Below are 25444 nucleotides of genomic sequence, written 5' to 3' on the forward strand. Positions count from 1 at the left end.
CCGGTACCGTGTCAGGATTCCCTCAACCACCTCAGCGGTTTGACGACAGGAAGCCCAGAGTCCCATGAGCGACAGTCACTCCCCTCACGGCTTCGACCTGGTGCGCCGTGGGTACGAGCGCGCCCAGGTCGACGAGCGGATCACCAAGCTGGTGGCCGACCGTGACAGTGCCTTGACCCGGATCAGCGCGCTGGAGAAGCGCATCGAGGAGCTCCACCTGGAGACCCAGACCGCCCAGGCGGCGGTCGCCGAGCAGGAGCCGTCCTACGCCGGCCTCGGCGCCCGGGTCGAGAAGATCCTGCGGCTCGCCGAGGAGGAGGCCAAGGACCTGCGCGACGAGGCGCACCGAGCCGCCGAGCAGCACCGCGAGCTGGCCGAGGCCGCCGCCCAGCAGGTCCGCACCGAGGCCGAGAACTACGCCAAGGACCGCAAGGCCAAGGCCGAGGACGAGGGTCTGAGGATCGTCGACAAGGCCAAGAGCGACTCCGCCCAGCTGCGCGCCGAGGCCAACAAGGACGCCCAGAACAAGCGTGAGGAGGCGGACGCCCTCTTCGAGGAGACCCGCACCAAGGCCGCCCAGGCCGCGCTGGAGTTCGAGACCAACCTCGCCAAGCGCCGCGAGCAGTCCGAGCGCGACCTGGCCGCCCGTCAGGCCAAGGCCGAGAAGCGCCTCGCCGAGATCGAGCACCGGGCGGAGCAGCTGCGCCTGGAGGCCGAGAAGCTGCGCACCGACGCCGAGCGCCGCGCCCGCCAGACCGTCGAGACGGCGCAGCGCCAGTCCGAGGACATCGTGGCGGACGCCAACGCCAAGGCCGATCGCATCCGCAGCGAATCCGAGCGCGAGCTGGCGGCGCTGACCAACCGCCGCGACAGCATCAACGCCCAGCTGACCAACGTCCGCGAGATGCTGGCGACGCTGACCGGCGCGGCCGTCGCCGCCGCCTCGCTGCCGAACGACGACACCATGGGCGTGCCCGCCCAGCAGTCGCGCTGACGGACAAACTGGCCCGGCGAGCACGGACCAGCACGGCAGGCCCTCACCCTCCCGGGTGAGGGCCTGCCGGCTTTCCCCCCGTCACTATCTCGGGTAGGCCCCGTCGGGCCGTTGGTGCCCGCTGCTGAGCTGGTTGCCCTCGTCGTCCGAGACGGTGCCGAACCAGGAGGTGCACCAGACCGACATCGAGTCGGGCCAGTACTGCACCTCGAACGGGTGCCCGGGCCCGTGGTCGCCGTACGAGGTGACGATGAAGGTCTCCCCCGGGCGCAACCAGTAGTCCTCGCCGAGTGGCTCCAGGGTCAGTTCCACCAGCCCCTCGCCGCGGTTGGTCACCGGCATCCGGCCGGTCACCTCCAGGGCGGAGAAGTCCCAGCCCGCCGCGTCCTGACTCATCCGGCGGCCACCCGGGCGAGCAGTCGGCGGACGGCGGCGTCGAACGCTCCGGGTGCCTCCAGGGCGCTCAGATGGCCGACCCCCGGGACGACGGTCAGCTCGGCGTCCGGGCGGGCCCGTAGCATCCGCTCGGCCTCCTCCGGGGCCACCAGGGCGTCCTGGGCGCCGGCGACGACCGACAGCGGCACCCGTAGGCCGGCCAGGACGTCCAGGGAGTCCGGTCGGGCCGCCATGGCCCGTTGGGCCCAGGCGACCGAGGCCGGCGGCGCGGCGGCGACCATCGCCTGCACCCGTTCCACCAGGTGCTGCGAGTCGGGCCCGAGCTGCCCGGCCGCCACCTTCTCGTCCAGCAGCAGCTGGACGCTGTCCCGGGCGGTGACGGCGGCGGCGATCCGCTCCCGGTTGGCCCGGGCGGCGTCGGTGTCGGCGGTGGCGCGGGTGTTGGCCAGCAGCAGCCCGGCCAGCCGCTGCGGGTGGCGGCGGGCGAAGGCCAGCGCCACGTAGCCGCCCATGGAGAGCCCGGCGACCACCGCGCGGTCGATCCCGGCCGCGTCCAGCAGCAGCGCGAGGTCGTCGGCGACCAGGTCCAGCGAGGGTTCGTCGGCGCCCAGCTCGGTGCCGCCGAAACCCCGCTGATCGGGGGCGAGCACCCGGACCTCGTCCCCGGTCAGGCCGGGCAGCGCGTCCAGCTGGGTGGACCACATCGAGGCGTTCAACGGAAAGGCGTGCAGCAGCACGAGGGGTGTTCCGGTACCGCTCTCGCGGACGGACACTGCGGAGGGGAGCCGACTCACGCGCCCACCTCGCTACGCTCGGCAGGGGCGTTCGCCCGTGCGCGCCCCTCAATGATTCGCTCGCTTCGCTCGCTCATGCGCCCAACCTATTGCGGTGCGCCCGGCGGGCCCACTCAGCGGGCTGCGTTATCCGCTTTGTCCTAGCCTGGCAAGGAGTAAGGGAGCGCGAATGATCGAGTTGCACGACCTGACGAAGCATTACGGGAAGACGCTCGCCGTGGACGGGCTCAGCTTCCAGGTCCCCCGGGGGGTGGTCACCGGCTTCCTCGGCCCCAACGGTGCCGGCAAGTCCACCACCATGCGCATGATCCTCGACCTCGACCGTCCGACCAGCGGCCGGGTCACCATCGACGGCAAGCGCTACGGGCAACTCAGCGAGCCGCTCAAGTACATCGGCGCGCTGCTGGAGGCCAAGGCCGTCCACCCCGGCCGCACCGCCCGCGACCACCTGCTCTGGCTCGCCCAGAGCAACCGCATCCCGGAGCGCCGGGTGGACGAGGTGCTCGCCCTGGTCGGCCTCACCCCGGTCGCCCGCAAGCGGGCCCGCGGCTTCTCGCTCGGCATGGGCCAGCGCCTGGGCATCGCCTCCGCCCTGCTCGGCGACCCGGAGATCGTCATGTTCGACGAGCCGGTCAACGGCCTGGACCCGGAGGGCATCCTCTGGATCCGCAACCTGATGAAGCGCCTGGCCGGCGAGGGCCGCACGGTCTTCGTCTCCTCCCACCTGATGAGCGAGATGGCCGTCACCGCCGACCACCTGGTGGTCATCGGCAGGGGCCGGCTGCTCGCCGACCTGCCGATGCCGGAGTTCATCCGGCGCAACTCCCGCTCCGCCGTCCGGCTGCGCAGCCCTCAGCCCGAGCGCCTGCTCGACGTGCTGACCGGGGCCGGCCTGCGGCACGAGCCGGGCCCGGAGGGCTCCTACGAGGTGCGCGACGGCGACATCGCGATCCTCGGCGAGCTGGTCGCGGCGCACGGCGTGGTGCTGCACGAACTCAGCCCGCAGCAGGCCTCGTTGGAGGAGGCGTTCATGCAGATGACGGCGGACGCGGTGGAGTACCACGCGGGCGACGGACCGGGCCGGGACGCGGCCGGCGCACCCGGCCCCTGGGGCGCCGGCTGGAAGGCGGACGGCACCCGGCCGACCGCCGCGGTGCGACAGGAGGAGAACTGAGATGGAGTCCTTCCCGGCGATCCTGCGCTCCGAGTGGACGAAGATCCGCAGCGTCCGCTCCACCGTCTGGACCCTCGCGCTGGCCTTCGTGGTCACCGTGGGCATCGGCGCGCTGCTGTCCCTGCTCACCAACAACAACTTCACCGAGTTCCGGCGGCACGAGCAGGTCCCGTTCGACGCCACCGGGACGGCCTTCTCCGGCATCATGCTCGGCGAGCTGGCCATCATCGTCTTCGGCGTGCTGGCGATCGGCAACGAGTACAGCAGCGGCATGATCCGGGTCACCCTGGCCGCCGTCCCGCAGCGCGGCACCCTGCTCACCGGCAAGGCGGTGGTGCTCGGCGCACTGGCCCTGGCGGTCTCGCTGGTGACCGTCTTCGTCGCCTTCTTCGTCGGCCAGTCGCTGCTCGGCACCCACTCCACCACCCTGGGCGAGCCGCACGTGCTGCGCGCGGTGTTCGGCGCCGCGCTGTACCTGACGATGCTCTGCCTGTTCTCGGCCGGCGTCACCGCCATGCTGCACAACCAGACGCTCGCCCTCGGCGTGCTGGTGCCGTTCTTCTTCCTGCTCTCGCCGATCCTCTCGGCGGTGCCGAAGGTCAAGACCCTGGCCCACTACTTCCCGGACTACGCGGGCTCGCGGATGCTGCTGGTGTACGAGCAGAACGGCCAGCCGTACGGCCCGTGGGCGGGCTTCGCGATCTGCCTGGCCTGGACGGCGGCGGCCCTGGTCGGCGGCGCACTGGTGTTCAAGAACCGCGACGCCTGAGGCGGTTCGGCACCCGGGGGCAGTCGGCACCGGGTCGGAACCGGTCAGTACCGCGGAGCGCCGCGGCCTCGCAGGATGTTCGAGGCCCGGCGCTCCCGCGCTCCCCAGCACGCGCGGTGCCAGTGCCGCCGGTCGTCCACCCCGGCGCCGTGCATCGGCCAGGCCACCACGTGGCCCACCCCGGACGGGATCTCCTGGTCGCAACCCGGGCAGCGGTAGGACCGCCCCGAGGTGCCCGCGACCGTCTGGACCACCCAGTCGTCGCCCTGGTAGTTCTCGGTACGGCGCAGCGATCCGCCGAGCGGGGCGGCGGTCGACTCGGCGCTCTCGCGGGGGGCGGCGATCTTGATCCGGTTGCGGCGGGGCACGGCGAACTGCCTCTCTTCCGGGGGCTCGAAGTCGTTCCAGCCTAGGGCCTGCCTCCTGGGCCCGGCCGGGTGCCCGAGCTCTTGAATGGCCTCTATCACGGGTCCGGCCGGTGGTCCGGCGTTTTTGCCGAGATCCACCCGATCATCGAGGAGATTCGGGGTTCCGCGTGCCATTGGCACATGACATCGGATACCCACGAAGGGAACAGGCGGGGCTCGCAGACCCTGCGTGCACCCGAGGAGGCCCCAGGATGACCAAGACCAGCCCCCGCGCCGAGACCCGTCGACCCGTCGGCGTCCGGCCGCCGGCACCCGGCCCGGCGCTGACCTCCGTACCACCGCTGACCGCCGTCGCGGGCGAGCCGCTGACCGCCGCGCAACGCACCGGCACGCTGCCGCCGAACACCGCCCCGGTACGGGTCGGCGCGTTCCTGTTGTCCGCGCAGTTCCCCGGGCAGACCCACGGCGAGGCGCTGGAGCGCACCGTCCGGGCCGCTGTCGAGGCCGAACGAGCGGGCCTGGACAGTGTCTGGCTGGCCGAGCACCACTTCGTCCCGTACGGGGTCTGCCCCGACGCCGCGACGCTGGCCGCGCTGCTGCTCGGCCGTACCCGCCGGATCGGCGTCGGCACCGCCGTCAGCGTGCTCTCCACCCGCCACCCGGTGGCACTCGGCGAACAGGCCGCACTGCTGCACCTGACCTCCGGCGGACGCTTCACGCTCGGGGTCGGCCGCGGCGGGCCGTGGATCGACCTGGACGTGTTCGGCAGCGGCGTGGAGGCCTTCGAGAACGGCTTCCCGGAGCGGCTGGACCTGCTGCTGCGCTGGCTGCGCGGCTCCCAGGTGGGCGCGGACGGCCCGCAGTTCTCCTTCCCCGAGGTGCCGGTGGTGCCGCAGGCCACCGAGTCGCTGCGGCGCCCGGGCCTGGGCAGCTGGCTCGGCCTGGACGAGCCGTCCGGCCCGGTGCGCTTCCCGCGCCAGCGCCAGGACACCGGCCTCGGCGAGGAACGCAACCCCGCCGGACGGCCGGTGGCCGGCCCGCCGGTGGTGGTCGCCTGCACCTCGCCGAACGGGGTCAGGCTGGCCGCCGAGCGCGGCCTGCCGATGCTGCTCGGCATGCACTCCGGCGACGACGACAAGCTGCGGATGCTGGAGCTCTACCGCACCGCCTGGCTGGCCGCCGGGCGCGGCGAGGAGCAGCTGCGCCGGATCAGCCGCCAGCACGTCGCGGCCGGGGTGGCCCAGGTGGACGACCGGGCCTCGGAGGCCCGGGCCACCCTGCTGAACGCGATGCCCGGCTGGTTCGAGTACGGGCTGGGCGCACACCGCACCGTGGACGGCCGCGAGCGGAAGATGCGCGACCCGCACCAGTACACCGAACTCCTCTGCGACCTGCATGCGGTGGGCACCCCCAAGCAGTGCGCCGACCGACTGCTGGCCACCGCCGAGCGCACCGGCATCCGGCGGTTCGCCCTGCTCGCCGAGGGCAGCGGCGACCACGAGACGACCCTGCACAACATCGCCCGGCTCGGCTCCGAGGTGCTGCCGCAGCTCAGTTGAGCCCGTCGGGACGATCGGGCGTGGCCGCCGCCCCCTCCCCCCGCGCCGGGGGACGGGGGCGGCCGGCACCACCGGGCTCAGCAGTCCCGCAGTTCCTCGGACTGGTTGAGCAACTGCTCCCGGACGGAGGTGAAGCGGTCGTAGCGCGCCTCGTTGGCCTCCGACGGCAGGAACACCGCCACCCGGTGACAGTTCTGGAACGCCAGCCGCACCCCGAAGTGGCGCTGCAGGGCGCCCCGGATGGCATCGCTGGCCAGGGCGCGCAGCAGCTGGCCACGGGCCTGCTCGCTGGGCGGCGGAACCTGGTTGTCGGCGAAGTCGGTGCCGTCGACCTTCGCCTGGGCGACCAGCGAGCTGATCAGGTCCCAGGCGTACGGCAGCGAGACGCGGACGCAGTCGACGAATTCCCGCTCGTCGACCTCGCCCCGCTCAGCCTTTTCCAGCAGGGCCGGTGAGACGTCGAGCGACATGGATTCTCCTCTCGCGGTCCACCCGCGCGGCGCCCGGGTGGTCGTGCGTGGTCCGAAGCTCACCGTGAGGGTGGGCAAAATCGCATGTGGCGTCCGGAACACCGTGGGACGCGGGTTTCCGGCACCTTTGCGAAGGGCGGAGGCGCCACGGGACGTGACGTCCCGAACACCGACCGCGCCAGAACAGCGTGGCAGTCAACGGCGGAGCAGGCTGGTCATTCCTGGGGATCGCTCCGGAAATACCCAGTGGCGCACCAGATTGGCCAGATCCTGTCGGATCGTTCATCTGAAGTCTCCATCACCGTTGACAGCGACCCCGCAGTCATGCCGTCACACAACGTAGCGACCACTCGGTGTGGGCGCCAGAGGGCGGCGGGCGGTGGCGGGATTGCCGAGCATCCATGTTCGCGGGCTTCGCGCTTTCTTCACCCGGTCGTCGCGGAATCGCATCAACTGGCCCCGGTGGGCTAGCGTGGTCGACCGTGCGTCTCGTAATTGCCCGCTGCTCAGTCGACTATGCCGGTCGGCTCTCCGCCCATCTGCCCTCCGCCACCAGGCTGATCCTGGTCAAGGCCGACGGCAGCGTCAGCATCCACGCCGACGACCGCGCCTACAAGCCGCTCAACTGGATGTCCCCGCCGTGCGCCCTCAAGGAGGCCGACGGGGTCTGGACGGTGGAGAACAAGGCCGGCGAGAAGCTCATCATCACGCTGGAGGAGGTGCTTCACGACTCGTCCCACGAGCTCGGGGTCGACCCCGGCCTGATCAAGGACGGCGTCGAGGCACACCTGCAGGAGCTGCTCGCGGACCGGATGGAGGTGCTCGGTTCCGGCTGGTCGCTGATCCGCCGCGAGTACCCGACCGCGATCGGCCCGGTCGACATCCTCTGCCGCGACGGCGACGGCGCCACGGTGGCCGTCGAGATCAAGCGCCGCGGCGAGATCGACGGCGTCGAACAGCTCACCCGCTACCTCGAACTCCTCAACCGGGACCCGCTGTTGGCCCCGGTCAAGGGCGTCTTCGCCGCGCAGGAGATCAAGCCCCAGGCCCGCGTACTGGCCACCGACCGGGGCATCGGCTGCGTGGTGCTGGACTACGACGAGCTGCGCGGCATCGACGACGACAAGCTCAAGCTGTTCTGATCGCTCACGCCGGGCTCGGGCTCGGGGAGCCGGTCCCGGACGGCGCCGGCGACGTAGCCGACGATGTCGGGGCGGGCGTGCCCGTGCCGGTCGGCGTCGACGGCGCCGTGTGGCTCGGGGTCGGCTTCGAGGGCTGCGGCGCCGACGGCTGAGGCTGCGTCGGCTGCTGGACCGGCGGCTGCGGCTGCCCCGGTGCGGGCTGCTGCGGCTGCGGCTGCTGCGGGGCGTCCGACCCGGTGGCCCCCGGCGAGGAGCTCGGCTTCCTCGTCGGCGAGGCGCTCGGCGAGTGCGACGCGCTGCCGCTCGCCGAGGCCTCCGCACTGGCGCTCGTCCCCGCCGGGCTGCCCGGCTCGGCACCGCCCGTACCGGCCTTCCCCGGGCTGCTGCTGGCGGACGGCAGCGGCATCGGCGTGTTCTTGGTGTCGCCGACGTCGTCCAGCCGCCCGTGCGGGTCGTTCCCCTTGTGCTCGTCGGGCCCGGTGACGCTCATCGCCACCGCCGTACCGAGCACCCCGAAGGTGAGTACGGCCGCGGAGGCCACCACCACCCGGCGCCGCTTCCCGGTCCGGGCCTTCAGACCGGCCGGCACCCGGGCGGCGATCTTGCGGATCACCGGCCCGCGGCCGGTCGCCGCCGCGACCGCGGCTGCGGGCAGCTGTCGGCCTTCGGCGCGCAGCAGGTCGAGCATCCGGCGCGCGGCGGCGACCCCGCGCTGCTCCCCGGCGGAGGCCCGCAGGGTGAGCGCGGTCTCCAGTTCGGCGATCGCCCGGGACGGCTGCTGGACGCAGATCGCGTGCACGCCCGCCTCATGGTGGAACCAGGCCTGGTCGACCGTCGAACCGGTCCGCCGGGCCGCCTCCAGACCCAGCTGCAGCACCCGCTCCCAGGCGCCCCAGCGCAGCGCCAGCGCCAGCGCGGGCGCCGCGGCCCGGGCCAGCCGGATCACCGCCTCGTGCCGCCCGGCGGTCCGGTCCGCGAGCAGCACGCCGATCACCACCTCGGCCTCGGCGGCGATCTGCTCCAGCGACACCGAGCTGTGCCCGACCCACCAGGCGAAGTGCTGGGCGGCACCGTCCACGCAGCCGCGGGCCGGCCAGTGCGGGGTGAGCAGTTCGAGCGCCCCGGCGGTGAGCCGGTGGTGCCCGCCGATGGACACCGCCAGCCCGGCGTCGGCGAGTTCGGCCAGCGCGCTCTCGCCCTGGCCGACGTCGATCAGCGCGGGCAGGTGCGGCGCGGTGGGGCACTCCCCGCCGAGCGCGACGGCGAGCCGCAGCACGGCCTGCGCGGGCTCGCTCAGGCCCTCGGCGAGCCGGACGGCGGGCGAGGCGGTCTCGGCGACCGAGAGCAGCGGGACGGTGCGGCGCAGCGCGTTCTCGCGCACCGCCGGGTCGGGGTCGCGGATGGGCTCGTCGATCGCGCCGAAGACGTCCAGCCGGTCCTCCTCGGCGGCGACCAGCGCGTCCACCGAGACGTCCCGCTGGCGCAGCAGCGCGGCGGCCTGGACGAAGCGCAGCGGCAGGCCCTCGGACTCGAACCAGAGGTCGACGGCCCAGGCCTTCTCGGCCACGTCCAGGGGGCGCCCGGCCTGCCGGGCGGCGAGGATGAGGCAGGCGGAGCGGGAGAGCCCGGCGACGGTGTGGTCCTGCAGCCGGGAGTCGTCCGGCAGCGGCAGGGTGTCCGGGGCGACCGAGATCAGGAAGGCGCAGCCGGGGGCGGCGGCGAGCAGCCCCTCCAGCTCGGCGCCGGTGGGCTCGGCCTCGTCGATCACGACGATCGCGCCGATCCCGGCGAGGTGGGCGGCCAGCTGGCCGGGGTCGGGCCGGAAGCCCGGGGCGTGGTGGGTGGCCGCGAAGAGGTCCTGGAGCAGGTCGGCGGCGGTGCGGCGGTGTCCGCAGAGCTGGACGACGCCGCCGGGGGCGAGGTCGGCCGCGGCCTCGGCGACGGCCGACAGCAGTGTGCTGCGGCCCGAACCGGCCTTGCCGACCAGGCGTATCGAGCGGCCCTCGGCGAGCAGGCCGAGCAGTTCGGCGATGTCGGCCTCGCGGTCGAGCAGCGGCAGGTCGGCGAGCCCGGCACCGAGGGCGAGCGGGCCGACCGCGCGGCCCACGCCGCCGGCCGGGCCGCGGGCGGGCTCGCTGCGCTCGATCCGGCGCGGGCGGGGGCGCCACTCCTCCGGACAGGGCCTGGCCTCGGATCCTTCCGGGGCTCCGACACCGACCAGCAGGCCGCCGGAGACCAGTTCCCCACCGCGGGTGCGGACGGCCTCCTGCCGGAACTCCCCGGTTGGCTGTGCCACGTTCTGCTCCGCATCGTGCTCGGCCGCCGGCGCCCCGCGCCGCCCGGCACACGTCTCGGTCGGGCCGCGGGCGGGGCCCGGGCGGCCGTTTTCTGACGGGCAGACTCTCGCACATCCTGGCCCGCCCGTGCAGAGGGGTCCGGTGCGGGGGAGGTGGCGGGGCGGGCCCCGGCCTAACGAAGCACTACCACCCGACAGAGCACCACTAGAGGATGTGCGCCTCGGCGACGCCGCCGTCGACGGCCAGGATGCGGTGCAACTTGGTGGCCACCAGCAGCCGCTGGAGCTGTGCGGGGACGGAGCGCAGCACGAGCCGGCGGCCGATCCGGCCGGCCCTCCGGTGGGTGCCCATGATCACGCCGAGGCCGGTGGCGTCCCAGAACTCCAGCCGGGCGAGGTCGAGCACGAGGTCGCCGAGGCCGCCGTCCACGGCCTGGTGCAACCGGGCCCGCGCGTCGGCGGCGGTGCGCACGTCGAGGCGGCCTTCGATGGCCAGCGCCGTGTGGTCGCCGGTGATGCGCATACTCTCCTCCTTCGCCTGGGTGGCCTGCTCGGGGTGGTCCGCCCCGGCCGCGACGGGCTCGGAGGCGGGGTAGAGGTTGTGGACGGAACGCCTGTGACGGCTCGGCCCGCACCCGGCCCCGGTCGGAATGCCGGGTTCCCTCATCTGACGGTGAAGCAGCGCCGCAGGTTGCTGGTTTTCGCCCCGGCCTGAAGCAATTTCACTCGTCCGAGGGAATATACGCAGGAACTCTCCACACCTATGCTCGATTACCGCCCAAATCACCCGTCTGCGGCACCCGGCGTGAGGAAACTCACCCGTCCGGCACAGCGGGCCGTACGATTCTCCGATCGCACGGCCCGCCAGGTCGTTCAGCCTTGTCGGCTCACTTGCCTTCGTACGGGTAGAAGCCGCGGCCGCTCTTGCGGCCGAGGTCGCCGGCGGTGACCATGCGGGCCATGATCTCCGGGGCGGCGAACTTCTCGTCCTGGGTCTCGGTGTAGATGTTGCGGGCGGCGTGCAGCAGGATGTCCACGCCGGTCAGGTCGGCGGTCTGCAGCGGGCCCATCGCGTGGCCGAAGCCCAGCCGGCAGGCGGTGTCGATGTCCTCGGCGGTGGCCACGCCCGACTCGTACAGGCTGGCGGCCTCGACGACCAGCGCGGTGATCAGGCGGGTGGTGATGAAGCCGGCCACGTCGCGGTTGACCACCACGACCTCCTTGCCGACGCCCTCGGCGTAGGCGCGGGCGGCGGCGAGCGTCTCGTCACTGGTCTTGTAGCCGCGGACCAGCTCGACCAGCTTCATCATCGGGACCGGCGAGAAGAAGTGCACGCCGACGACCGACTCCGGGCGCTGGGTGACGGCCGCGATCCGGGTGATCGGGATGGCGGAGGTGTTGGAGGCCAGCACGGCGCCGTCCTTGGCGAGCTTGTCCAGCTCGCGGAAGACGCCCTCCTTGACCTCCAGGTTCTCGAACACGGCCTCGACCACGATGTCGGCCTCGGCGACGGCGCCCAGGTCGGTGGTGGTGGTGATCCGGCCCAGCGCGGCCTCGGCGTCCTCGGCGCTCAGCTTGCCCTTGGCGACGAACTTCTCGTACGAGGCGCGGATGCCCGCGAGACCGCGCTGCAGCGCCTCCTCGGTGACGTCCCGCAGCACCACCGGGTGGCCGGCCTGCGCGGACACCTGGGCGATGCCGGCGCCCATCAGGCCGGCACCGATCACGGCGATCTGCTTGCTGGACGCATTGCTCATGGCTGGGTCTCCCGATGCCGTCGCCGCCCCGCGGGCGGGCCCTGAAGGCGGCTCAGGGCAGGGTCACCGCCTGAGAGCCGCATCGCTCGATTCTCCCGCCTCGCTGGCGCTCGGCGGTCACTTCCGCGAAGCGCGCCCCCCGATCGGTTCACTCGCTTCGCTCGCTCACGGCGGGACTCTAGTGCCCAAATCCCCCGTGCAATAGCAATCCGGAGTGTGATCTGCAACCGACCTGGTCAGTCGCTCAGGACGCGGATCAGATGGTCAGACCGAGGTCCTGGGCCAGGATCGCCGCCTGCACCCGGCTGCGCAGTCGCAGCTTCGCCAGGATCCGGCTGACATGGGTCTTGGTGGTCGCCTCCGCCATCTCCAGCCGGCGGGCGATCTCCCCGTTCGACAGCCCCGCCCCGATGCAGGCCAGCACCTCCCGCTCACGGGCGGTCAGCCCGGCCACCGCCTCCTTCGCCTCGGGCCCGATCCGCCGCTCCGGGCGGGCGAAGACGCCGATCAGCCGCCTGGTCACCGAGGGCGCCAGCATGCCGTCCCCGCGCGCCACCGTGCGGATGCCCTCGACCAGGGTGTCCGCCTCCAGGTCCTTGAGCAGGAACCCGGCCGCGCCGGCCCGCAGCGCGCCGTAGACGTACTCGTCCAGGTCGAAGGTGGTCAGCACGAGCACCTGGGCGGCCCCGGCGGCGACCACCTGGCGGGTCGCCGAGACGCCGTCCAGCCGGGGCATCTGCACGTCCATCAGCACCACGTCCGGCCGCAGCTCCAGCGCCAGCCGGACGGCCTCCTCGCCGTCGGCGGCCTGCCCGACCACCTCGAACTCGGGCTCGGCCCGCAGGATCATCACCAGCGCGGCCCGTACCGCCGCCTGGTCCTCGGCCACCAGCACCCGGATCGTCATGCCCGTCCCTCGCTCTCCCGGCCGCGCGGCAGTACCGCGCGCACCCTCCACCGACCGTCCCGCGGCCCGGCCTCGAAGCTCCCGCCGAGCAGCCCGGCCCGCTCCGACATGCCCACCAGTCCGGCCCGGGCGCCGGGCAGTTCTCGGCCCGGCCCGGCCCGGTACGGGCTGTCGACGCTGATCCGCAGCTCCTGGGGCCCGAACTCCAGCCGCAGGGCGACCAGTCCGGGCCCGGCGTGTTTGAGCGCGTTGGTCAGCGACTCCTGGACGATCCGGTACGCGGCCAGTCCGACCGGCACCGGCACCTCGTCGCGCTCGCCCTCCTCGGTCAGCTCGAACTCCAGGCCCACGTCCTGCCCGGCCGCCCTGGCCTTGGCCAACAGGGCGTCCACCGCGGCCAGGTCGGGCGCCGCGTAGGACTCGTCGGCCTCTCCCCCGCCGCTGTCCCGAAGCAGTCCGATCATGCGACGCATTTCGGCCAATCCCTGGACGCTGTTCTCCCGGATCACCGCCAGCACCTCGACCAGCGGATCGTCCTCGCCCAACCGCCGCCGCCGGGCCACCGACTGCGCGCCGGTGGCGTGGATCGCGATCGCCGACAGGTGGTTGGCCACCACGTCGTGCAACTCCCGCGCCATCCTGGCCCGTTCGGCGCCGACCGCCTCGCGCCGGTCCATCTCCGAGAGCAACGCGGTCTGTTCGGCCCGCAGCCGCTCGCTCTCCGCCTCCTGCCGGTGCTTGCGCACCAGGTCGCCGGTCCACACCGGCGCCAGGAACACCAGCGAGCCGAGCACCACGATCAGCAGCCCGGCCGCGGTGCCGCCCACCCACCACGCCAGGGCGGAGAGCACCAGCACCGTCGAGCCGCCGGTCAGGTGCAGCACCCGCGACATCCGGTGGCTGCCGTAGAGCACCGCCGCGTACAGCAGATCGGTGTACATGATCGTCGTCGCCAGCAGGCTGCCGGCGAACACGCTCCCCGCGAAGGCCAGCCCGCCGAGCGACACCGCCAGCACCGGCCGGGTCCGCCGGACCAGCTCCAGCCCCGCCATCACCAGCAGCGGCAGCACCACCGCCCAGATCGGCAGGTCGTCGGCGCTGTCGTACACCTTGAAGGCGATCAGCACCGCGCCGCCGAGCACCCCGCACAGGGCGATCAGCTGGTCCACACGGCGCGGGGGGACGGACGGTGCTAGCACACCCCCATCTCACCATCCCCGGCACCCGCACCGGCTCCCGTCCACGAAGGAGCCCGCTACATCGAAAGATGCAGCCCCGGACGGCACCGTGCGACGACGACACGGCCGCGCCCGCGCACGAGGCTGGACCAGGGCCTGTCTCCTGGGTCCTCGCCGGGCCCGCCGAAACCCGAGGACAGGCCCGGACCACCGACCCGACCGGGAGCAGAACGTGATCGTCACCCTCATCGTCGCGGCCGAGATCTCCTGGTGGATCGTGCTCGGCCTCGCGCTCTCCGCCCGCTACCTGCTGCGCCGGCGCCGCACCAGTACCGCGCTGCTGATCGGCCTCCCGGTGGTGGACCTCGCCCTGTACGCGCTCACCGTGCTCAACCTGCGCGGCGGCGCCGAGGCGAGCTGGATGCACGCCCTGGCCGCGAGCTACGCCGGCTTCTCGGTCGGCTACGGCCCCTCGCTGGTCCGCTGGGCCGACCGGCACTTCCTGCACCGCTTCGCCGGCGGCCCCAAGCCGCTGCCCTCGCCGAAGTACGGCCCGGAGCGGACCAGGTACGAGTGGCAGGTCGCCGGCCGAACCGTCGTGTCCGCCGTGATCACCCTGGGCCTGATCAGCCTGCTGGTGCCGCTCTCCGCGGGCTCCGCCCACTTCGGCACCTTCACCCAGTGGTACGTCAAGCTGGGCATCGCGGCCGTGGTGAACCTGGTCGTCGCCGGTTGCTACTCGATCTGGCCCAAGGAGCCGCCGGCCGGCGTGCGGGTCGAGAACGGCCGGGTGGTGGAGCGGAAGGCCCCGGCCGAGCGGGTCTAGCGGTTCTCCCCCGGCACCCAGAGCACGTCGCCGCGCTCCTTGTTGGCCACCCGGGCCAGGATGAACAGCAGGTCGGAGAGCCGGTTGAGGTACTTCGCGGTCAGCGGGTTGACCGAGTCCCCGTACTCCGCGATCGCCGCCCAGGTGGAGCGCTCGGCCCGCCGCACCACCGTGCAGGCCAGGTGCAGGTGGGCCGCGCCGGGGGTGCCGCCGGGCAGGATGAAGCTGCGCAGTTTCTCCACCTGCGCCAGGTAGTGGTCGCAGTCCCCCTCCAGCCGGTCGATGTAGGACTGCAGCACCCGCAGCGGCGGGTACTTCGGGTCCTCCACCACCGGGGTGGACAGGTCCGCACCGACGTCGAACAGGTCGTTCTGGACCCGGGTGAGCACGGCCACCACGTCCTCGGCCAGTGCGCCGGCCGCCACCGCCACCCCGATCGCCGCGTTCGCCTCGTTGGCGTCGGCGTACGCCATCAGCCGCGGGTCGGTCTTGGTGGTCCGGCTCATGTCGCCGAGCGCGGTGGTGCCGTCGTCACCGGTACGGGTGTAGATGCGCGTCAGATTGACCATGCGGCCAGACTAGCCCGGCAGGTTAGGCGACGTTAACCCTCTGGCCGGGCGGGGCCGCCTCCAGCCAGGCCAGGAAGCCCGTGAGCGCGTCCTCGCTCATCGCCAGCTCCAGCGGATCCCCGTTGTGCAGGCAGCGCAGCACCACCGAGCCGGAGAGCAGCGCCAGCTCCTCCTGGCCCTCCGGGTAGCGCCGGCCGAGCACCTCGATCTCCCGGCGCGGCAGCACCTTGCGCGGACGCGGGGCGTACGAGAAGACCCGGAACCACTCGATCGAGTCGCCGCTGTAGCGGCCGATACCAAAAACCCACCCCTTGCCGTCGGTCGGGGGGACCGGGGCTGAGGTGGGTTTGCCGTTCTCGTCGAGGTCGGGCTGCGTGGAGGCGTCGGCGGGCATTTTGAGCCGGTAGCTGCAGTCGAACGTGCCGCCGACCCGCTGGATCAGGCGGCGGCGCACGGCGAAGGCCATCAGGCCGATCACTCCCAGTGCCACGACCACCGCACACACCACAAGCGCGAGGACCATGCTCACCTACCTCCTCGCTACCCGCGTTCCCCGTTAACGGTCGTACCAAGCGACCGCACTGACCTACCAACTACGACGACAGTCCCGGGGTCACGCTCGCGCGTCCCCGGGACCGTCGGTCGACCCCGCTAAGCCGGGGTCCGGCGCACTCAGGCGTGGGCCTTGAGGCCGCGCGCCGCGAACAGACGCACCTCGGCGCGACGCTCGGCGTGCGCGTCCAGGTCCGACTTGGCCTTCTCCAGTGCGCGCTCGGCACGCGCGACGTCGATCTCGTCCGCCAGCTCGGCGATCTCCGCGAGCAGAGACAGCTTGTTGTCGGCGAAGGAGATGAAGCCGCCGTGCACCGCGGCGATCACGGTGCCGCCGTCCACCGTGCGGATGGTGACCGGGCCGGTCTCCAGCACGCTCAGCACCGGGGTGTGGCCCGGCATGATGCCGGTGTCACCGGAGGCCGTACGGGCGACGACGATGGTGGCCGCACCGGACCACACCTTGCGGTCGGCTGCGACCAGCTCGACGTGCAGCTCAGCCAACGTGGGCTCCTAGGCTCATGCAACGCCCGATTACTCGGGAGTTTCGGTAAGAATAACGGCCCCGCGCCTCCGACATGAAACCGGCGGCACGGATTTGACCGGAATCACAGCCGATGCGACGCGAGGGGTGGACCCCAGGCTCGGGGGCCACCCCTCACGGTCACTCAGCTGCTACCGGCCGCGATTACTTCTTGGCCAGCTCAGCGGCGTTCTTCTCGAGGTCCTCGATGCCACCGCACATGAAGAAGGCCTGCTCCGGAACGGCGTCGTACTTGCCGTCCGCGATCGCGTTGAAGGCCTCGATGGTCTCCGACAGCGGCACGGTCGAACCCTCGACACCGGTGAACTGCTTCGCCACGTAGGTGTTCTGCGAGAGGAAGCGCTCGATGCGACGGGCACGGTGGACCGTGATCTTGTCCTCTTCGGACAGCTCGTCGATACCGAGGATCGCGATGATGTCCTGGAGGTCCTTGTACTTCTGCAGGATCCCCTTGATACGGATGGCCGTGTCGTAGTGGGTCTGCGCGATGTACCGCGGGTCGAGGATGCGGGACGTGGAGTCCAGCGGGTCGACGGCCGGGTAGATGCCCTTCTCCGAGATCGGACGCGACAGAACGGTGGTCGCGTCCAGGTGGGCGAAGGTGGTGGCCGGGGCCGGGTCGGTCAGGTCGTCCGCGGGGACGTAGATCGCCTGCATCGAGGTGATCGAGTGACCGCGGGTCGAGGTGATGCGCTCCTGCAGGAGGCCCATCTCGTCGGCCAGGTTCGGCTGGTAGCCCACCGCGGAGGGCATGCGGCCGAGCAGGGTCGACACCTCGGAACCGGCCTGGGTGAACCGGAAGATGTTGTCGATGAAGAGGAGCACGTCCTGCTTCTCGACGTCACGGAAGTACTCCGCCATGGTCAGCGCGGACAGCGCGACGCGCAGACGGGTGCCCGGCGGCTCGTCCATCTGGCCGAAGACCAGCGCGGTCTTGTCCAGAACGCCCGAGTCGACCATCTCGTCGATCAGGTCGTTGCCCTCACGGGTGCGCTCGCCGACGCCGGCGAACACCGACACACCACCGAAGTTCTCGGCGACGCGGTAGATCATCTCCTGGATCAGAACGGTCTTGCCGACACCGGCACCACCGAACAGACCGATCTTGCCACCCTGGACGTACGGGGTGAGCAGGTCGATGACCTTGATGCCGGTCTCGAACATCTCGGTCTTGGACTCGAGGTCCTTGAAGTCGGGGGCCTTGCGGTGGATCGGCCAGCGGACCTCGACCTGCTGGTCGAACTCCGCCTGGTCCACGTTCAGCACGTCGCCGAGGGCGTTGAAGACCTTGCCCTTGGTGATCTGGCCGACCGGCACGGAGATGGCCGCACCGGTGTCGGTCACCTGCGAACCACGGACCAGGCCGTCGGTCGGCTGCATCGAGATGCCGCGGACCATGCCGTCGCCGAGGTGCTGGGCGACCTCGAGGGTCAGGGTCTTCTTGCCCGAGCCGTCGGGGTTGTCCACCTCGACGTGCAGGGCGTTGTACATGTCCGGAATCGCGTCGACGGGGAACTCCACGTCGACGACCGGGCCGATGACCCGCGCGACGCGGCCCGTCGCCGTGGTCGGCTCAACAGTGGTGGTCATACTCATTCGCTCCCGCGGCTCGCGTCAGCGAGCGCGTTGGCGCCACCGACGATCTCGCTGATTTCCTGGGTGATCTCGGCCTGGCGGGCCGAGTTGGCAAGCCGCGTGAGCGACTTGATGAGCTCGCCGGCGTTGTCCGTCGCGCTCTTCATCGCGCGGCGGCGGGCGGCGTGCTCGGAAGCGGCCGACTGCAGCAGCGCGTTGTAGATCCGGCTCTCGACGTACCGCGGCAGCAGCGCGTCGAGGACGCCCTCCGCCGACGGCTCGAAGTCGTACAGCGGGAAGATCTGGTTCTTGGCCGGCGACTGGTCGCTGAGCTGGACCTCGTCCAGCTTCAGCGGCAGCAGCCGCGCCTCGACCGCGTTCTGCGTCAGCATGGACACGAACTCGGTCGAGATCAGGTGGAGCTCGTCCACACCGCCGGTCTCGGCCGTGAAGGCCTCGATCAGCTCGGCCGCCACCGTCTTCGCGTCACCGTAGGTCGGCTTGTCCGAGAAGCCGGTCCACGAGTTCGCGATCGCCAGGTTGCGGAAGGTGTAGTACGAGACACCCTTCCGGCCGACGATGTAGGTCACCACGTCCTTGCCCTCGCCCCGCAGGCGCTCGGTGAGCGCCTGCGCGGCCTTGATGGCGTTGGTCGAGTAACCGCCGGCCAGACCGCGGTCGGCCGTCACCAGCAGGATCGCGGCCCGCTCGGCGCTCGGGTTCTCGGTGGTGAGCGGGTGCTTGGCGTTGGACCGGATGGCCACCGCCGTCACCGCCCGGGTGAGCTCATCGGCGTACGGAGTGGAGGCGGCCACCGCGCGCTGCGCCTTGACGATGCGCGCTGCGGAGATCATCTCCATCGCCTTGGTGATCTTCTTCGTCGCGGTGACAGAGCGGATCCGGCGCTTGTAGACCCGAAGCTGTGCTCCCATGGGTCGTTACGTCCTTTCCCTCGCTACCGGACTCAGGCCTGCTCGGAGAGCAGCTTGCCGTCTGCGGTCTGGTAACCCTGCTTGAAGGCCTCGATCGCGGTGGTCAGCGCGTCGACGGTGCCGTCGGCGAGCAGACCGGTCTCGACGATGCCGGCGAGCAGGTCCTTGTGCTGCAGGCGCACGTGGTCCAGGAACTCGCGCTCGAAGCGGCGGATCTCGGCGACCGGGACGTCGTCCATCTTGCCGGTGGTACCGGCCCAGATGGAGACGACCTGCTCCTCGACCGGGAACGGCTGGTACTGACCCTGCTTCAGCAGCTCGACCATGCGCGCACCGCGCTCCAGCTGGGCCTTGGAGGCCGCGTCCAGGTCGGAACCGAAGGCGGCGAAGGCCTCCAGCTCGCGGTACTGGGCGAGGTCCAGACGCAGACGGCCGGCGACCGAACGCATGGCCTTGATCTGGGCGGAGCCACCGACGCGGGAGACCGAGATACCGACGTTCACGGCCGGGCGGATGCCGGCGTTGAACAGGTCGGACTCCAGGAAGCACTGGCCGTCGGTGATGGAGATGACGTTGGTCGGGATGTACGCCGAGACGTCGTTGGCCTTGGTCTCGATGATCGGCAGACCGGTCATCGAGCCGCCGCCCAGGGCGTCGTTCAGCTTGGCGCAGCGCTCCAGCAGACGGGAGTGCAGGTAGAAGACGTCACCCGGGTAGGCCTCGCGGCCCGGCGGGCGGCGCAGCAGCAGGGAGACGGAGCGGTAGGCCTCGGCCTGCTTCGACAGGTCGTCGAAGATGATCAGGACGTGCTTGCCGTCGTACATCCACTCCTGGCCGATGGCCGAACCGGTGTACGGGGCGAGGTACTTGAAGCCGGCCGGGTCGGAGGCGGGAGCAGCCACGATGGTGGTGTACTCCAGCGCGCCGGCCTCCTCCAGGGCGCCGCGGACGGACGCGATGGTGGAGCCCTTCTGGCCGACGGCGACGTAGATGCAGCGGACCTGCTTCTCCGGGTCGCCCGAGCGCCAGTTGTCGCGCTGGTTGATGATCGTGTCGACGGCCACCGCGGTCTTGCCGGTCTGGCGGTCACCGATGATCAGCTGACGCTGGCCGCGGCCGATCGGGGTCATCGCGTCGATGGCCTTGATGCCGGTCTGCAGCGGCTGCTTGACCGACTTGCGGGCCATGACGCCGGGGGCCTGCAGCTCAAGGGCGCGACGGCCGGTGGAGGCGATGTCGCCCAGGCCGTCGATCGGGTTGCCCAGCGGGTCCACGACGCGGCCGAGGTAGCCGTCGCCGACCGGAACCGAGAGGACCTCGCCGGTGCGGCGCACGGTCTGGCCCTCTTCGATACCGCCGAACTCACCCAGGACGACGACACCGATCTCGCGGGTGTCGAGGTTCAGCGCGAGGCCGAGCGTGCCGTCCTCGAACTTCAGCAGCTCGTTCGCCATGACCGAGGGCAGACCCTCGACATGCGCGATGCCGTCCGCCGCGTCAGTGACCGTTCCGACCTCTTCCACAGAGGCGGCGTCCGGCTGGTACGACTGGACAAAGTCGGCCAGCGCGTCCCGGATCTCCTCCGGACGGATCGTAAGCTCCGCCATCAGGCTTCCCTGCTCTCCTAGTTTGCGATCCTCGGCCCGCCATTGAGGGCCGCAAGTACTCGACTCTCGGCCGGGTCGTATGAACCGGCCGTACGATTTGCCGGCTCCTTGGGGAACCGGTTTCCCGACCGAGGGTCGGATGTGCTGCTTGGGTGCTCAGCCTTCGAGCGACTGGCGAGCGCCTTCGAGGCGGCTCGACACGGTGCCGTCGATGATCTCGTCGCCGATCTGCACCCGGACACCGCCGACGACCTCGGGGTCGATGTCGATGTTCAGGTGGACCTGGCGGCCGTACATCCGGCCCAGAGCACCGGACAGGCGCTCCTTCTGGGTGTCCGACAGCGGCACCGCGCTGGTGACCAGGGCCACCACGCGGCCGCGGCGCGCGGCGGCGAGCTTCGAGTAGGACTCCAGGCCCTGCTCCAGGCTACGGCCACGCGGCGCGTTGACGAGAGCGGTGACCAGCCGGACGGTGCCGGCGTTGGCGCGGCCGCCGAGCAGCTTCTTGATCAGCTCGGCCTTGGCGACGGCGCCGGCCTTCGGCTCGGTCAGCGCGGCGCGCAGCTCGTGCGAGCCGCTCACCACCCGGCCGAAGCGGAACAGCTCGTCCTCGACGTCGTCCAGGACGCCGGCCTTGTCCGCGGCGATGATCTCGGCGTACGCGGCGAGCTCCTCGGTCGCGTCCACCAGGTCACGCGAACCCGACCAGCGGGAGCGGACCAGGCCGGAGACCAGGTCCACGGCCTCGCCGGAGACCTGACCGGTCAGCAGCGAGGTGACCAGCTGGGCCTTGTCCTGACCCGACCGGGACGGGTCGGTCAGGACGCGGCGCAGCGAGACCTCGCGGTCCAGCACGGCCGTGACGGCGGTGAGCTCCTCGGCGAGCTTGGCCGCGTCCACCGAGGTGGAGTCGGTCAGGCTCTCCAGGTTCTGCCGACCGGCGGCAAGAGCCTCGCGGCTGGCGCCGATCACTTGGCCGCACCCTGAGCAACGGCGGCCTTGGCCTCCAGCTCGTCCAGGAAGCGGTCGATCACGCCGCTCTGCCGGGCGTGGTCCTCCAGGGACTCGCCCACGATGCGGGTGGCCAGCTGGGTGGCCAGCGAACCCACGTCCTGGCGCAGGACGGCAGTCGCCTGCTTCTTGTCAGCCTCGATCTGGGCGTGACCGGCGGCGACGATGGCCTCGCGCTGACGCTGGCCCTCCTCGCGCATCTCGGCGAGCTGGGCGGCGCCCTGCTCGCGAGCCTGCTCGACAATGCGGGCGGCCTCGTGGCGCGCCTCGGCGAGCTCGGCGCGGTACTGCTCAAGCACGGCCTGGGCCTCGGCCTGAGCCGCCTCGGCGCGCTCCATGCCGCCCTCGATGGCGTCCCGGCGCTCCGACAGCACCTTCTCGATGCTGGGGAGGAGCTTCTTGCCGAGCAGACCGAAGACGATGAAGAAGCAGAGCAGGCCGATGATGACCTCGGGCCAAGCGGGGAGAAGAGGGTTCATCTTCTCCTCTTCCGCGAGGAAGACCACGGGGTTCATATCTGAACCTTTCGTCTGGGGGACTACCGGTGTACCGGAATTACTTGCCGGTGCCGAACACGAACGGCATGACGATGCCGATGAGCGCGAGCGCCTCGGTCAGCGCGAAGCCGATGAACATGTTCGAGCGGATCAGGCCGGCGGCCTCGGGCTGACGGGCCATGGCCTGAACGCCGTTGCCGAAGATCAGACCGACGCCGATGCCGGGGCCGATGGCGGCGAGGCCGTAGCCGACGGAAGCGATGGAACCGACGACGCCCTCAGCGATCATCATCATTGCGATTGTCCTTTACGGGGTGGTGAACCGGTGGTGATTGGCCACCGGGATGCGAATGGTGGTTCACGGGAGGCCAGGGCCTCAGGCTCAGTGAGCCTCTTCCAGGGCACCGGCGATGTAGCTGCTGGCCAGCATCACGAAGATGTAGGCCTGCAGGAACTGGACCAGCAGCTCGAAGGCGGTCAGGCCGACGGCGACGATGAACGAGGCCGAGCCGTAGAGCGCACCCAGGGAGGGGCTGAGCAGGTACCAGGAGGCGATGGAGAACATCACGATCAGCAGGTGGCCGGCGAACATGTTCGCGAAGGCTCGGACCGCGAGCGTGAAGGGGCGCACGAAGATGTTCGAGAAGAACTCGATCGGCACCAGGATGAACATGACCCAGCCGGGGATGCCCGACGGCCAGCAGAGGTTCTTCAGACCGCCGACGAAACCGTGCTTCTTGAAGGTCAGCGTCATGTAGGTGACCCACACGACGGCCGCGAGGCCGGCCGGGAACGCGATCGCCGCCGTCACGGGGAACTGTGCGAACGGGATGATCGACATGATGTTCAGCAGCCACACGAAGAAGAACATCGAGACCAGCATCGGGACGTACTTCTCGCCCTTTTTGCCGATCGTCTCCAGCACGATGGAGCGCTTGACGAAGTCGTAGCCGATCTCACCGACCAGCTGCAGCTTGCCCGGCACCAGGCGCGGCTTGGCGAAGGCGGCCCAGAAGAAGACGACCACCAGCAGCGCGACGAGGATCGACAGCAGCATCGGCTTGTTGAAGTCGACGCCGCCGACCGAGAAGATCGGCTTGAACTGGAACTCGTTCAGACCCGGGGCCGGGAAGCCGCAGCCAGCGTCCCCGAAGTGGCAACTGCCTGAGGCGAGGGACGTGAGTTCAGCACTCACCGCGGACTCCTTCGTCGTGACGCATGGTTACGGCAACCTCGGTGTGTCGGCGTGGCCTGCGACCACGGAGCGGCACTGGAACTTGATGGGTTTCTCGCCGACCCCGCGCGACGGCGCGCTGCGCGACTGCGGGATCATCGAAGACTGCGCGGGTCCGGGGGGCGATCAGTCCGCTGTCCGGACAGACCAGGCCTCTTCCCGTACTCCGTTGTTGCGACGGACGATAGCAGCCCGTCAGTGCGGCATAAACACCGCCCCCCTCGTTGGAGGGACAGTCAGGCCTCGTCACTGTTGACGCCCCGAGTCGGAGGGCTTGTCGCCCTTCTTTTCGGAGGCGTCGGTGTCGACGTAGAAGGTCTTGGCCTTGAGAGCGCCACGCACCTGGAAGCCCGTCCAGATCAGGGCGCAGCCCAGCAGGGTGAAGGCGAAAGCCTGCCGGTTGAACAGTTCGGTGTTCTTGAAGATCGCGAGCACGATGCCGACCAGCAGGATCTGCGTGGTGTACACCAGCAGCCCCGCGGCCATCAGGATGTGCGGGTTCGACCTGGTCAGCCGGTCGAGCGCGACCTGGCCGAAGCTGAAGAAGGCCATCACGAGCAGCGCGCCGAAGAGGGCGCCGAGCAGCCCTTTCCCACCGGCGACAACGAACGAGATCGCCATGGCGATGATCCCGGCGACCGCAGTGGGAATCGCGGCGCCTCGGAGGATCCGGGCGTCGGTGGACGGCATGTCGGCAGCTCCGGCGGCATGTCGATGTGGCGGGGGACGGGCACAGACGGTGGTGACAGGCACAACGGTGGTGGTGGCACCGGACCGAGCGGGCCGCCGCCGGGCCGCCCGCGTGAGCGGCGGGCCCGTCGAGGGAGACCGACCGGGGACGGAAGTCCTCCACCTGTCAGGTCTTTTCGGCGTGTTCTCGGTACTCGTGAACGGTATCACAAACTATTTGATGAGAGCTTTACCATGAACGTGTGGCCCCTGTCACACCGTCGGCGCAGCGAACCCACCGTGCGGGTGAGGCTATTTGACGGAACGTCAACTTTCTTGCTAGCGACGGCCGGTGGCCTTGTCATGGTCGGAGGACGCGGACGAACCCCGGCCGGCTTCACCGAGAAGTTGCTTGTCCTTTGCCGACAGTTCAGCCATCGGAGCGGAGCCGCCGTGCCTGCGGTACCGCGGCGGGACGAAGGACTGCACCGCCCGCGGGGCGCGCGGCCGGAACCGCGGGGTGAGCAGCACCACCAGACCGACCAGGCAGAGTCCGGCGAGGGTCAGCACCACGGTGCGGCCGGTGTTGGTCACCGAGAAGGCGACCGTGCCGAAGGCGATCAGCGCGGCCCAGAAGTACATGATCAGTACGGCGCGGCTGTGCGAGTGCCCGACCTGGAGCAGTCGGTGGTGCAGGTGGCGCTTGTCGGCGGCGAACGGGGACTGCCCGGCCCAGGTGCGGCGCACCACCGCGAGCAGCAGGTCGGCCAGCGGCAGCGCGATGACCGTCAGCGGCAGCAGCAGCGGGATGTAGATCGGCACCAGGGCGTGCACGGTGGCGGTCTGCGAACCGGTCTCGCTGTTGATCAGGTCCGGGTCGACCCGGCCGGTGATCGAGATCGCGGCGACGGCCAGCATCAGACCCAGCATCATCGAGCCGGAGTCGCCCATGAAGATCCGCGCGGGGTGCATGTTGTGCGCCAGGAAGCCCAGGCACATGCCGATCAGCAGCACGCTGAACAGCACCGCGGGGGCCGCGTCGGTGATCGCGTAGCCGTACCAGAGCCGGTAGCTGTACAGGAAGAACGCCATCGCGGCGATGCAGACCATGCCGCCCGCCAGGCCGTCCAGACCGTCGATGAAGTTCACCGCGTTGACCATGACGACGACCAGGGTGACCGAGATGACCATGCCCTGGGTCGGGCTCACCGCGACCGCGCCGACACCGGGCACCGGAAGGGTGATCACCGTGACGCCCTGCCAGACCATCACACCGGCGGCGATCATCTGGCCGCCGAGCTTCACCAGCGCGTCCACGCCCCACTTGTCGTCGAGCACGCCGAGCAGCCACATGATCCCGGCGCCGGACAGCAGCGCGCGGATGTCGCCGCCCTGGCTGAACACCTTGCTCAGGTTGTCCAGCTGCGAGGCGACCAGGATGCCCGCGCACAGCCCGCCGAACATGGCGATGCCGCCGAGGCGAGGGGTGGGCTCGCGGTGCACGTCGCGGGCGCGGACCGGGGGCATCGCGCCGGCCGCGATGGCGAACTTCCGGACCGGGCCGGTCAGCAGGTAGGTGACGGCGGCGGTGCAGAACAGCACCAGCAGATACTCACGCACCACT

At 71.0% G+C, this 25444-nt stretch carries 27 protein-coding genes; 6 read left to right on the plus strand and 21 right to left on the minus strand.

Annotated features, from left to right (window positions below):
• The first annotated feature begins 64 nt into the window (after positions 1–64).
• A complete protein-coding gene (locus ABZW30_RS14635) occupies positions 65–994 on the plus strand; it encodes a cellulose-binding protein (RefSeq protein WP_030282004.1) in 930 nt (309 codons plus the stop codon).
• A gap of 84 nt (positions 995–1078) precedes the next feature.
• Here ABZW30_RS14635 and ABZW30_RS14640 read toward each other — a convergent pair whose 3' ends face one another.
• Entirely contained in the window at positions 1079–1390 is a 312-nt protein-coding gene (locus ABZW30_RS14640; RefSeq protein WP_355671450.1) for a hypothetical protein, read from the minus strand.
• The gene (locus tag ABZW30_RS14645) at positions 1387–2184 is read right to left on the minus strand and encodes an alpha/beta hydrolase (protein WP_355671451.1); all 798 of its coding nucleotides are present in this window, start codon (positions 2182–2184) and stop codon (positions 1387–1389) included. Before ABZW30_RS14645 ends, ABZW30_RS14640 begins: the two co-directional genes overlap by 4 nt.
• A gap of 169 nt (positions 2185–2353) precedes the next feature.
• On the opposite strand from ABZW30_RS14645, the gene ABZW30_RS14650 reads away from it, so the two are divergent.
• Positions 2354–3358, plus strand: a complete 1005-nt coding sequence (locus ABZW30_RS14650) for an ABC transporter ATP-binding protein (protein ID WP_355671452.1) — start codon at positions 2354–2356, stop codon at positions 3356–3358.
• A 1-nt stretch (position 3359) separates the two neighbouring features.
• Positions 3360–4127: an ABC transporter permease subunit gene (locus ABZW30_RS14655; protein ID WP_355671453.1), complete on the plus strand. Its 768-nt coding sequence runs from the start codon at positions 3360–3362 to the stop codon at positions 4125–4127.
• A 44-nt stretch (positions 4128–4171) separates the two neighbouring features.
• Here the strand turns inward: ABZW30_RS14655 and ABZW30_RS14660 are convergent, their stop codons facing one another.
• Complete coding sequence (locus ABZW30_RS14660) at positions 4172–4495, minus strand: ATP/GTP-binding protein (RefSeq protein WP_355671454.1); 324 nt, start codon at positions 4493–4495, stop codon at positions 4172–4174.
• A gap of 251 nt (positions 4496–4746) precedes the next feature.
• Here ABZW30_RS14660 and ABZW30_RS14665 point away from each other — a divergent pair, with 251 nt between their 5' ends.
• Complete coding sequence (locus tag ABZW30_RS14665; RefSeq protein ID WP_355671455.1) at positions 4747–6054, plus strand: LLM class flavin-dependent oxidoreductase; 1308 nt, start codon at positions 4747–4749, stop codon at positions 6052–6054.
• Positions 6055–6131: 77 nt separating this feature from the next.
• Here the strand turns inward: ABZW30_RS14665 and ABZW30_RS14670 are convergent, their stop codons facing one another.
• On the minus strand, positions 6132–6524 hold the full coding sequence (locus ABZW30_RS14670; protein ID WP_045694845.1) for an SCO5389 family protein: 393 nt from the start codon (positions 6522–6524) through the stop codon (positions 6132–6134).
• Positions 6525–7006: 482 nt separating this feature from the next.
• Here ABZW30_RS14670 and nucS point away from each other — a divergent pair, with 482 nt between their 5' ends.
• Entirely contained in the window at positions 7007–7666 is a 660-nt protein-coding gene (nucS, locus tag ABZW30_RS14675) for an endonuclease NucS (protein ID WP_355671456.1), read from the plus strand.
• A 4-nt stretch (positions 7667–7670) separates the two neighbouring features.
• Here nucS and ABZW30_RS14680 read toward each other — a convergent pair whose 3' ends face one another.
• The 5 genes from ABZW30_RS14680 to ABZW30_RS14700 form a co-directional block, all read right to left on the minus strand.
• Positions 7671–9962, minus strand: coding sequence for an ATP-binding protein (locus tag ABZW30_RS14680; RefSeq protein ID WP_355671457.1), 2292 nt, complete (start codon positions 9960–9962; stop codon positions 7671–7673).
• A 205-nt stretch (positions 9963–10167) separates the two neighbouring features.
• Positions 10168–10485: an STAS domain-containing protein gene (locus tag ABZW30_RS14685; protein ID WP_355671458.1), complete on the minus strand. Its 318-nt coding sequence runs from the start codon at positions 10483–10485 to the stop codon at positions 10168–10170.
• A 364-nt stretch (positions 10486–10849) separates the two neighbouring features.
• Positions 10850–11719, minus strand: coding sequence for a 3-hydroxyacyl-CoA dehydrogenase family protein (locus ABZW30_RS14690; RefSeq protein WP_355671459.1), 870 nt, complete (start codon positions 11717–11719; stop codon positions 10850–10852).
• A gap of 256 nt (positions 11720–11975) precedes the next feature.
• On the minus strand, positions 11976–12626 hold the full coding sequence (locus ABZW30_RS14695) for a response regulator transcription factor (protein WP_355671460.1): 651 nt from the start codon (positions 12624–12626) through the stop codon (positions 11976–11978).
• Entirely contained in the window at positions 12623–13795 is a 1173-nt protein-coding gene (locus ABZW30_RS14700) for a histidine kinase (RefSeq protein ID WP_355671461.1), read from the minus strand. The genes ABZW30_RS14695 and ABZW30_RS14700 overlap by 4 nt, the downstream gene beginning before the upstream one ends.
• A 241-nt stretch (positions 13796–14036) precedes the next feature.
• Between ABZW30_RS14700 and ABZW30_RS14705 the strand changes: the two genes are divergently transcribed.
• Positions 14037–14630: a hypothetical protein gene (locus tag ABZW30_RS14705; protein WP_355671462.1), complete on the plus strand. Its 594-nt coding sequence runs from the start codon at positions 14037–14039 to the stop codon at positions 14628–14630.
• Here ABZW30_RS14705 and ABZW30_RS14710 read toward each other — a convergent pair.
• The 12 genes from ABZW30_RS14710 to ABZW30_RS14765 all read right to left on the minus strand — a co-directional run bounded on the left by ABZW30_RS14710 (position 14627) and on the right by ABZW30_RS14765 (position 25440).
• Entirely contained in the window at positions 14627–15199 is a 573-nt protein-coding gene (locus ABZW30_RS14710) for a cob(I)yrinic acid a,c-diamide adenosyltransferase (RefSeq protein WP_355671463.1), read from the minus strand. The genes ABZW30_RS14705 and ABZW30_RS14710 overlap by 4 nt on opposite strands.
• Positions 15200–15221: 22 nt before the next feature.
• Positions 15222–15722 (minus strand): DUF2550 domain-containing protein, encoded by a 501-nt coding sequence (locus ABZW30_RS14715; RefSeq protein WP_355671464.1) that lies wholly within the window; start codon positions 15720–15722, stop codon positions 15222–15224.
• Between the two features lie 149 nt (positions 15723–15871).
• A complete protein-coding gene (locus tag ABZW30_RS14720; RefSeq protein ID WP_153462636.1) occupies positions 15872–16255 on the minus strand; it encodes a F0F1 ATP synthase subunit epsilon in 384 nt (127 codons plus the stop codon).
• Between the two features lie 184 nt (positions 16256–16439).
• Positions 16440–17885 (minus strand): F0F1 ATP synthase subunit beta, encoded by a 1446-nt coding sequence (atpD, locus tag ABZW30_RS14725; RefSeq protein WP_355671465.1) that lies wholly within the window; start codon positions 17883–17885, stop codon positions 16440–16442.
• Positions 17886–17887: 2 nt separating this feature from the next.
• Positions 17888–18802 (minus strand): F0F1 ATP synthase subunit gamma, encoded by a 915-nt coding sequence (locus ABZW30_RS14730; protein ID WP_355671466.1) that lies wholly within the window; start codon positions 18800–18802, stop codon positions 17888–17890.
• A gap of 32 nt (positions 18803–18834) precedes the next feature.
• The gene (atpA, locus tag ABZW30_RS14735) at positions 18835–20409 is read right to left on the minus strand and encodes a F0F1 ATP synthase subunit alpha (RefSeq protein WP_355671467.1); all 1575 of its coding nucleotides are present in this window, start codon (positions 20407–20409) and stop codon (positions 18835–18837) included.
• A 156-nt stretch (positions 20410–20565) separates the two neighbouring features.
• Positions 20566–21381 carry a F0F1 ATP synthase subunit delta gene (locus tag ABZW30_RS14740; protein ID WP_355671468.1) on the minus strand — a complete coding sequence of 272 codons (816 nt, stop codon included), beginning with the start codon at positions 21379–21381 and terminating at the stop codon, positions 20566–20568.
• Positions 21378–21935 carry a F0F1 ATP synthase subunit B gene (locus ABZW30_RS14745; protein WP_355671469.1) on the minus strand — a complete coding sequence of 186 codons (558 nt, stop codon included), beginning with the start codon at positions 21933–21935 and terminating at the stop codon, positions 21378–21380. The genes ABZW30_RS14740 and ABZW30_RS14745 overlap by 4 nt, the downstream gene beginning before the upstream one ends.
• 40 nt (positions 21936–21975) lie before the next feature.
• Positions 21976–22212, minus strand: a complete 237-nt coding sequence (gene atpE, locus ABZW30_RS14750; RefSeq protein ID WP_355671470.1) for an ATP synthase F0 subunit C — start codon at positions 22210–22212, stop codon at positions 21976–21978.
• 87 nt (positions 22213–22299) lie between these two features.
• The gene (gene atpB, locus ABZW30_RS14755) at positions 22300–23112 is read right to left on the minus strand and encodes a F0F1 ATP synthase subunit A (RefSeq protein WP_355671471.1); all 813 of its coding nucleotides are present in this window, start codon (positions 23110–23112) and stop codon (positions 22300–22302) included.
• A 285-nt stretch (positions 23113–23397) separates the two neighbouring features.
• The gene (locus ABZW30_RS14760; protein ID WP_355671472.1) at positions 23398–23841 is read right to left on the minus strand and encodes a hypothetical protein; all 444 of its coding nucleotides are present in this window, start codon (positions 23839–23841) and stop codon (positions 23398–23400) included.
• A gap of 318 nt (positions 23842–24159) precedes the next feature.
• Positions 24160–25440 (minus strand): MraY family glycosyltransferase, encoded by a 1281-nt coding sequence (locus ABZW30_RS14765; protein ID WP_355671473.1) that lies wholly within the window; start codon positions 25438–25440, stop codon positions 24160–24162.
• Positions 25441–25444 lie beyond the last annotated feature (4 nt).

It is taken from the genome of Kitasatospora sp. NPDC004669, from assembly GCF_040609455.1.
In the GTDB taxonomy this organism is placed as follows: domain Bacteria; phylum Actinomycetota; class Actinomycetes; order Streptomycetales; family Streptomycetaceae; genus Kitasatospora.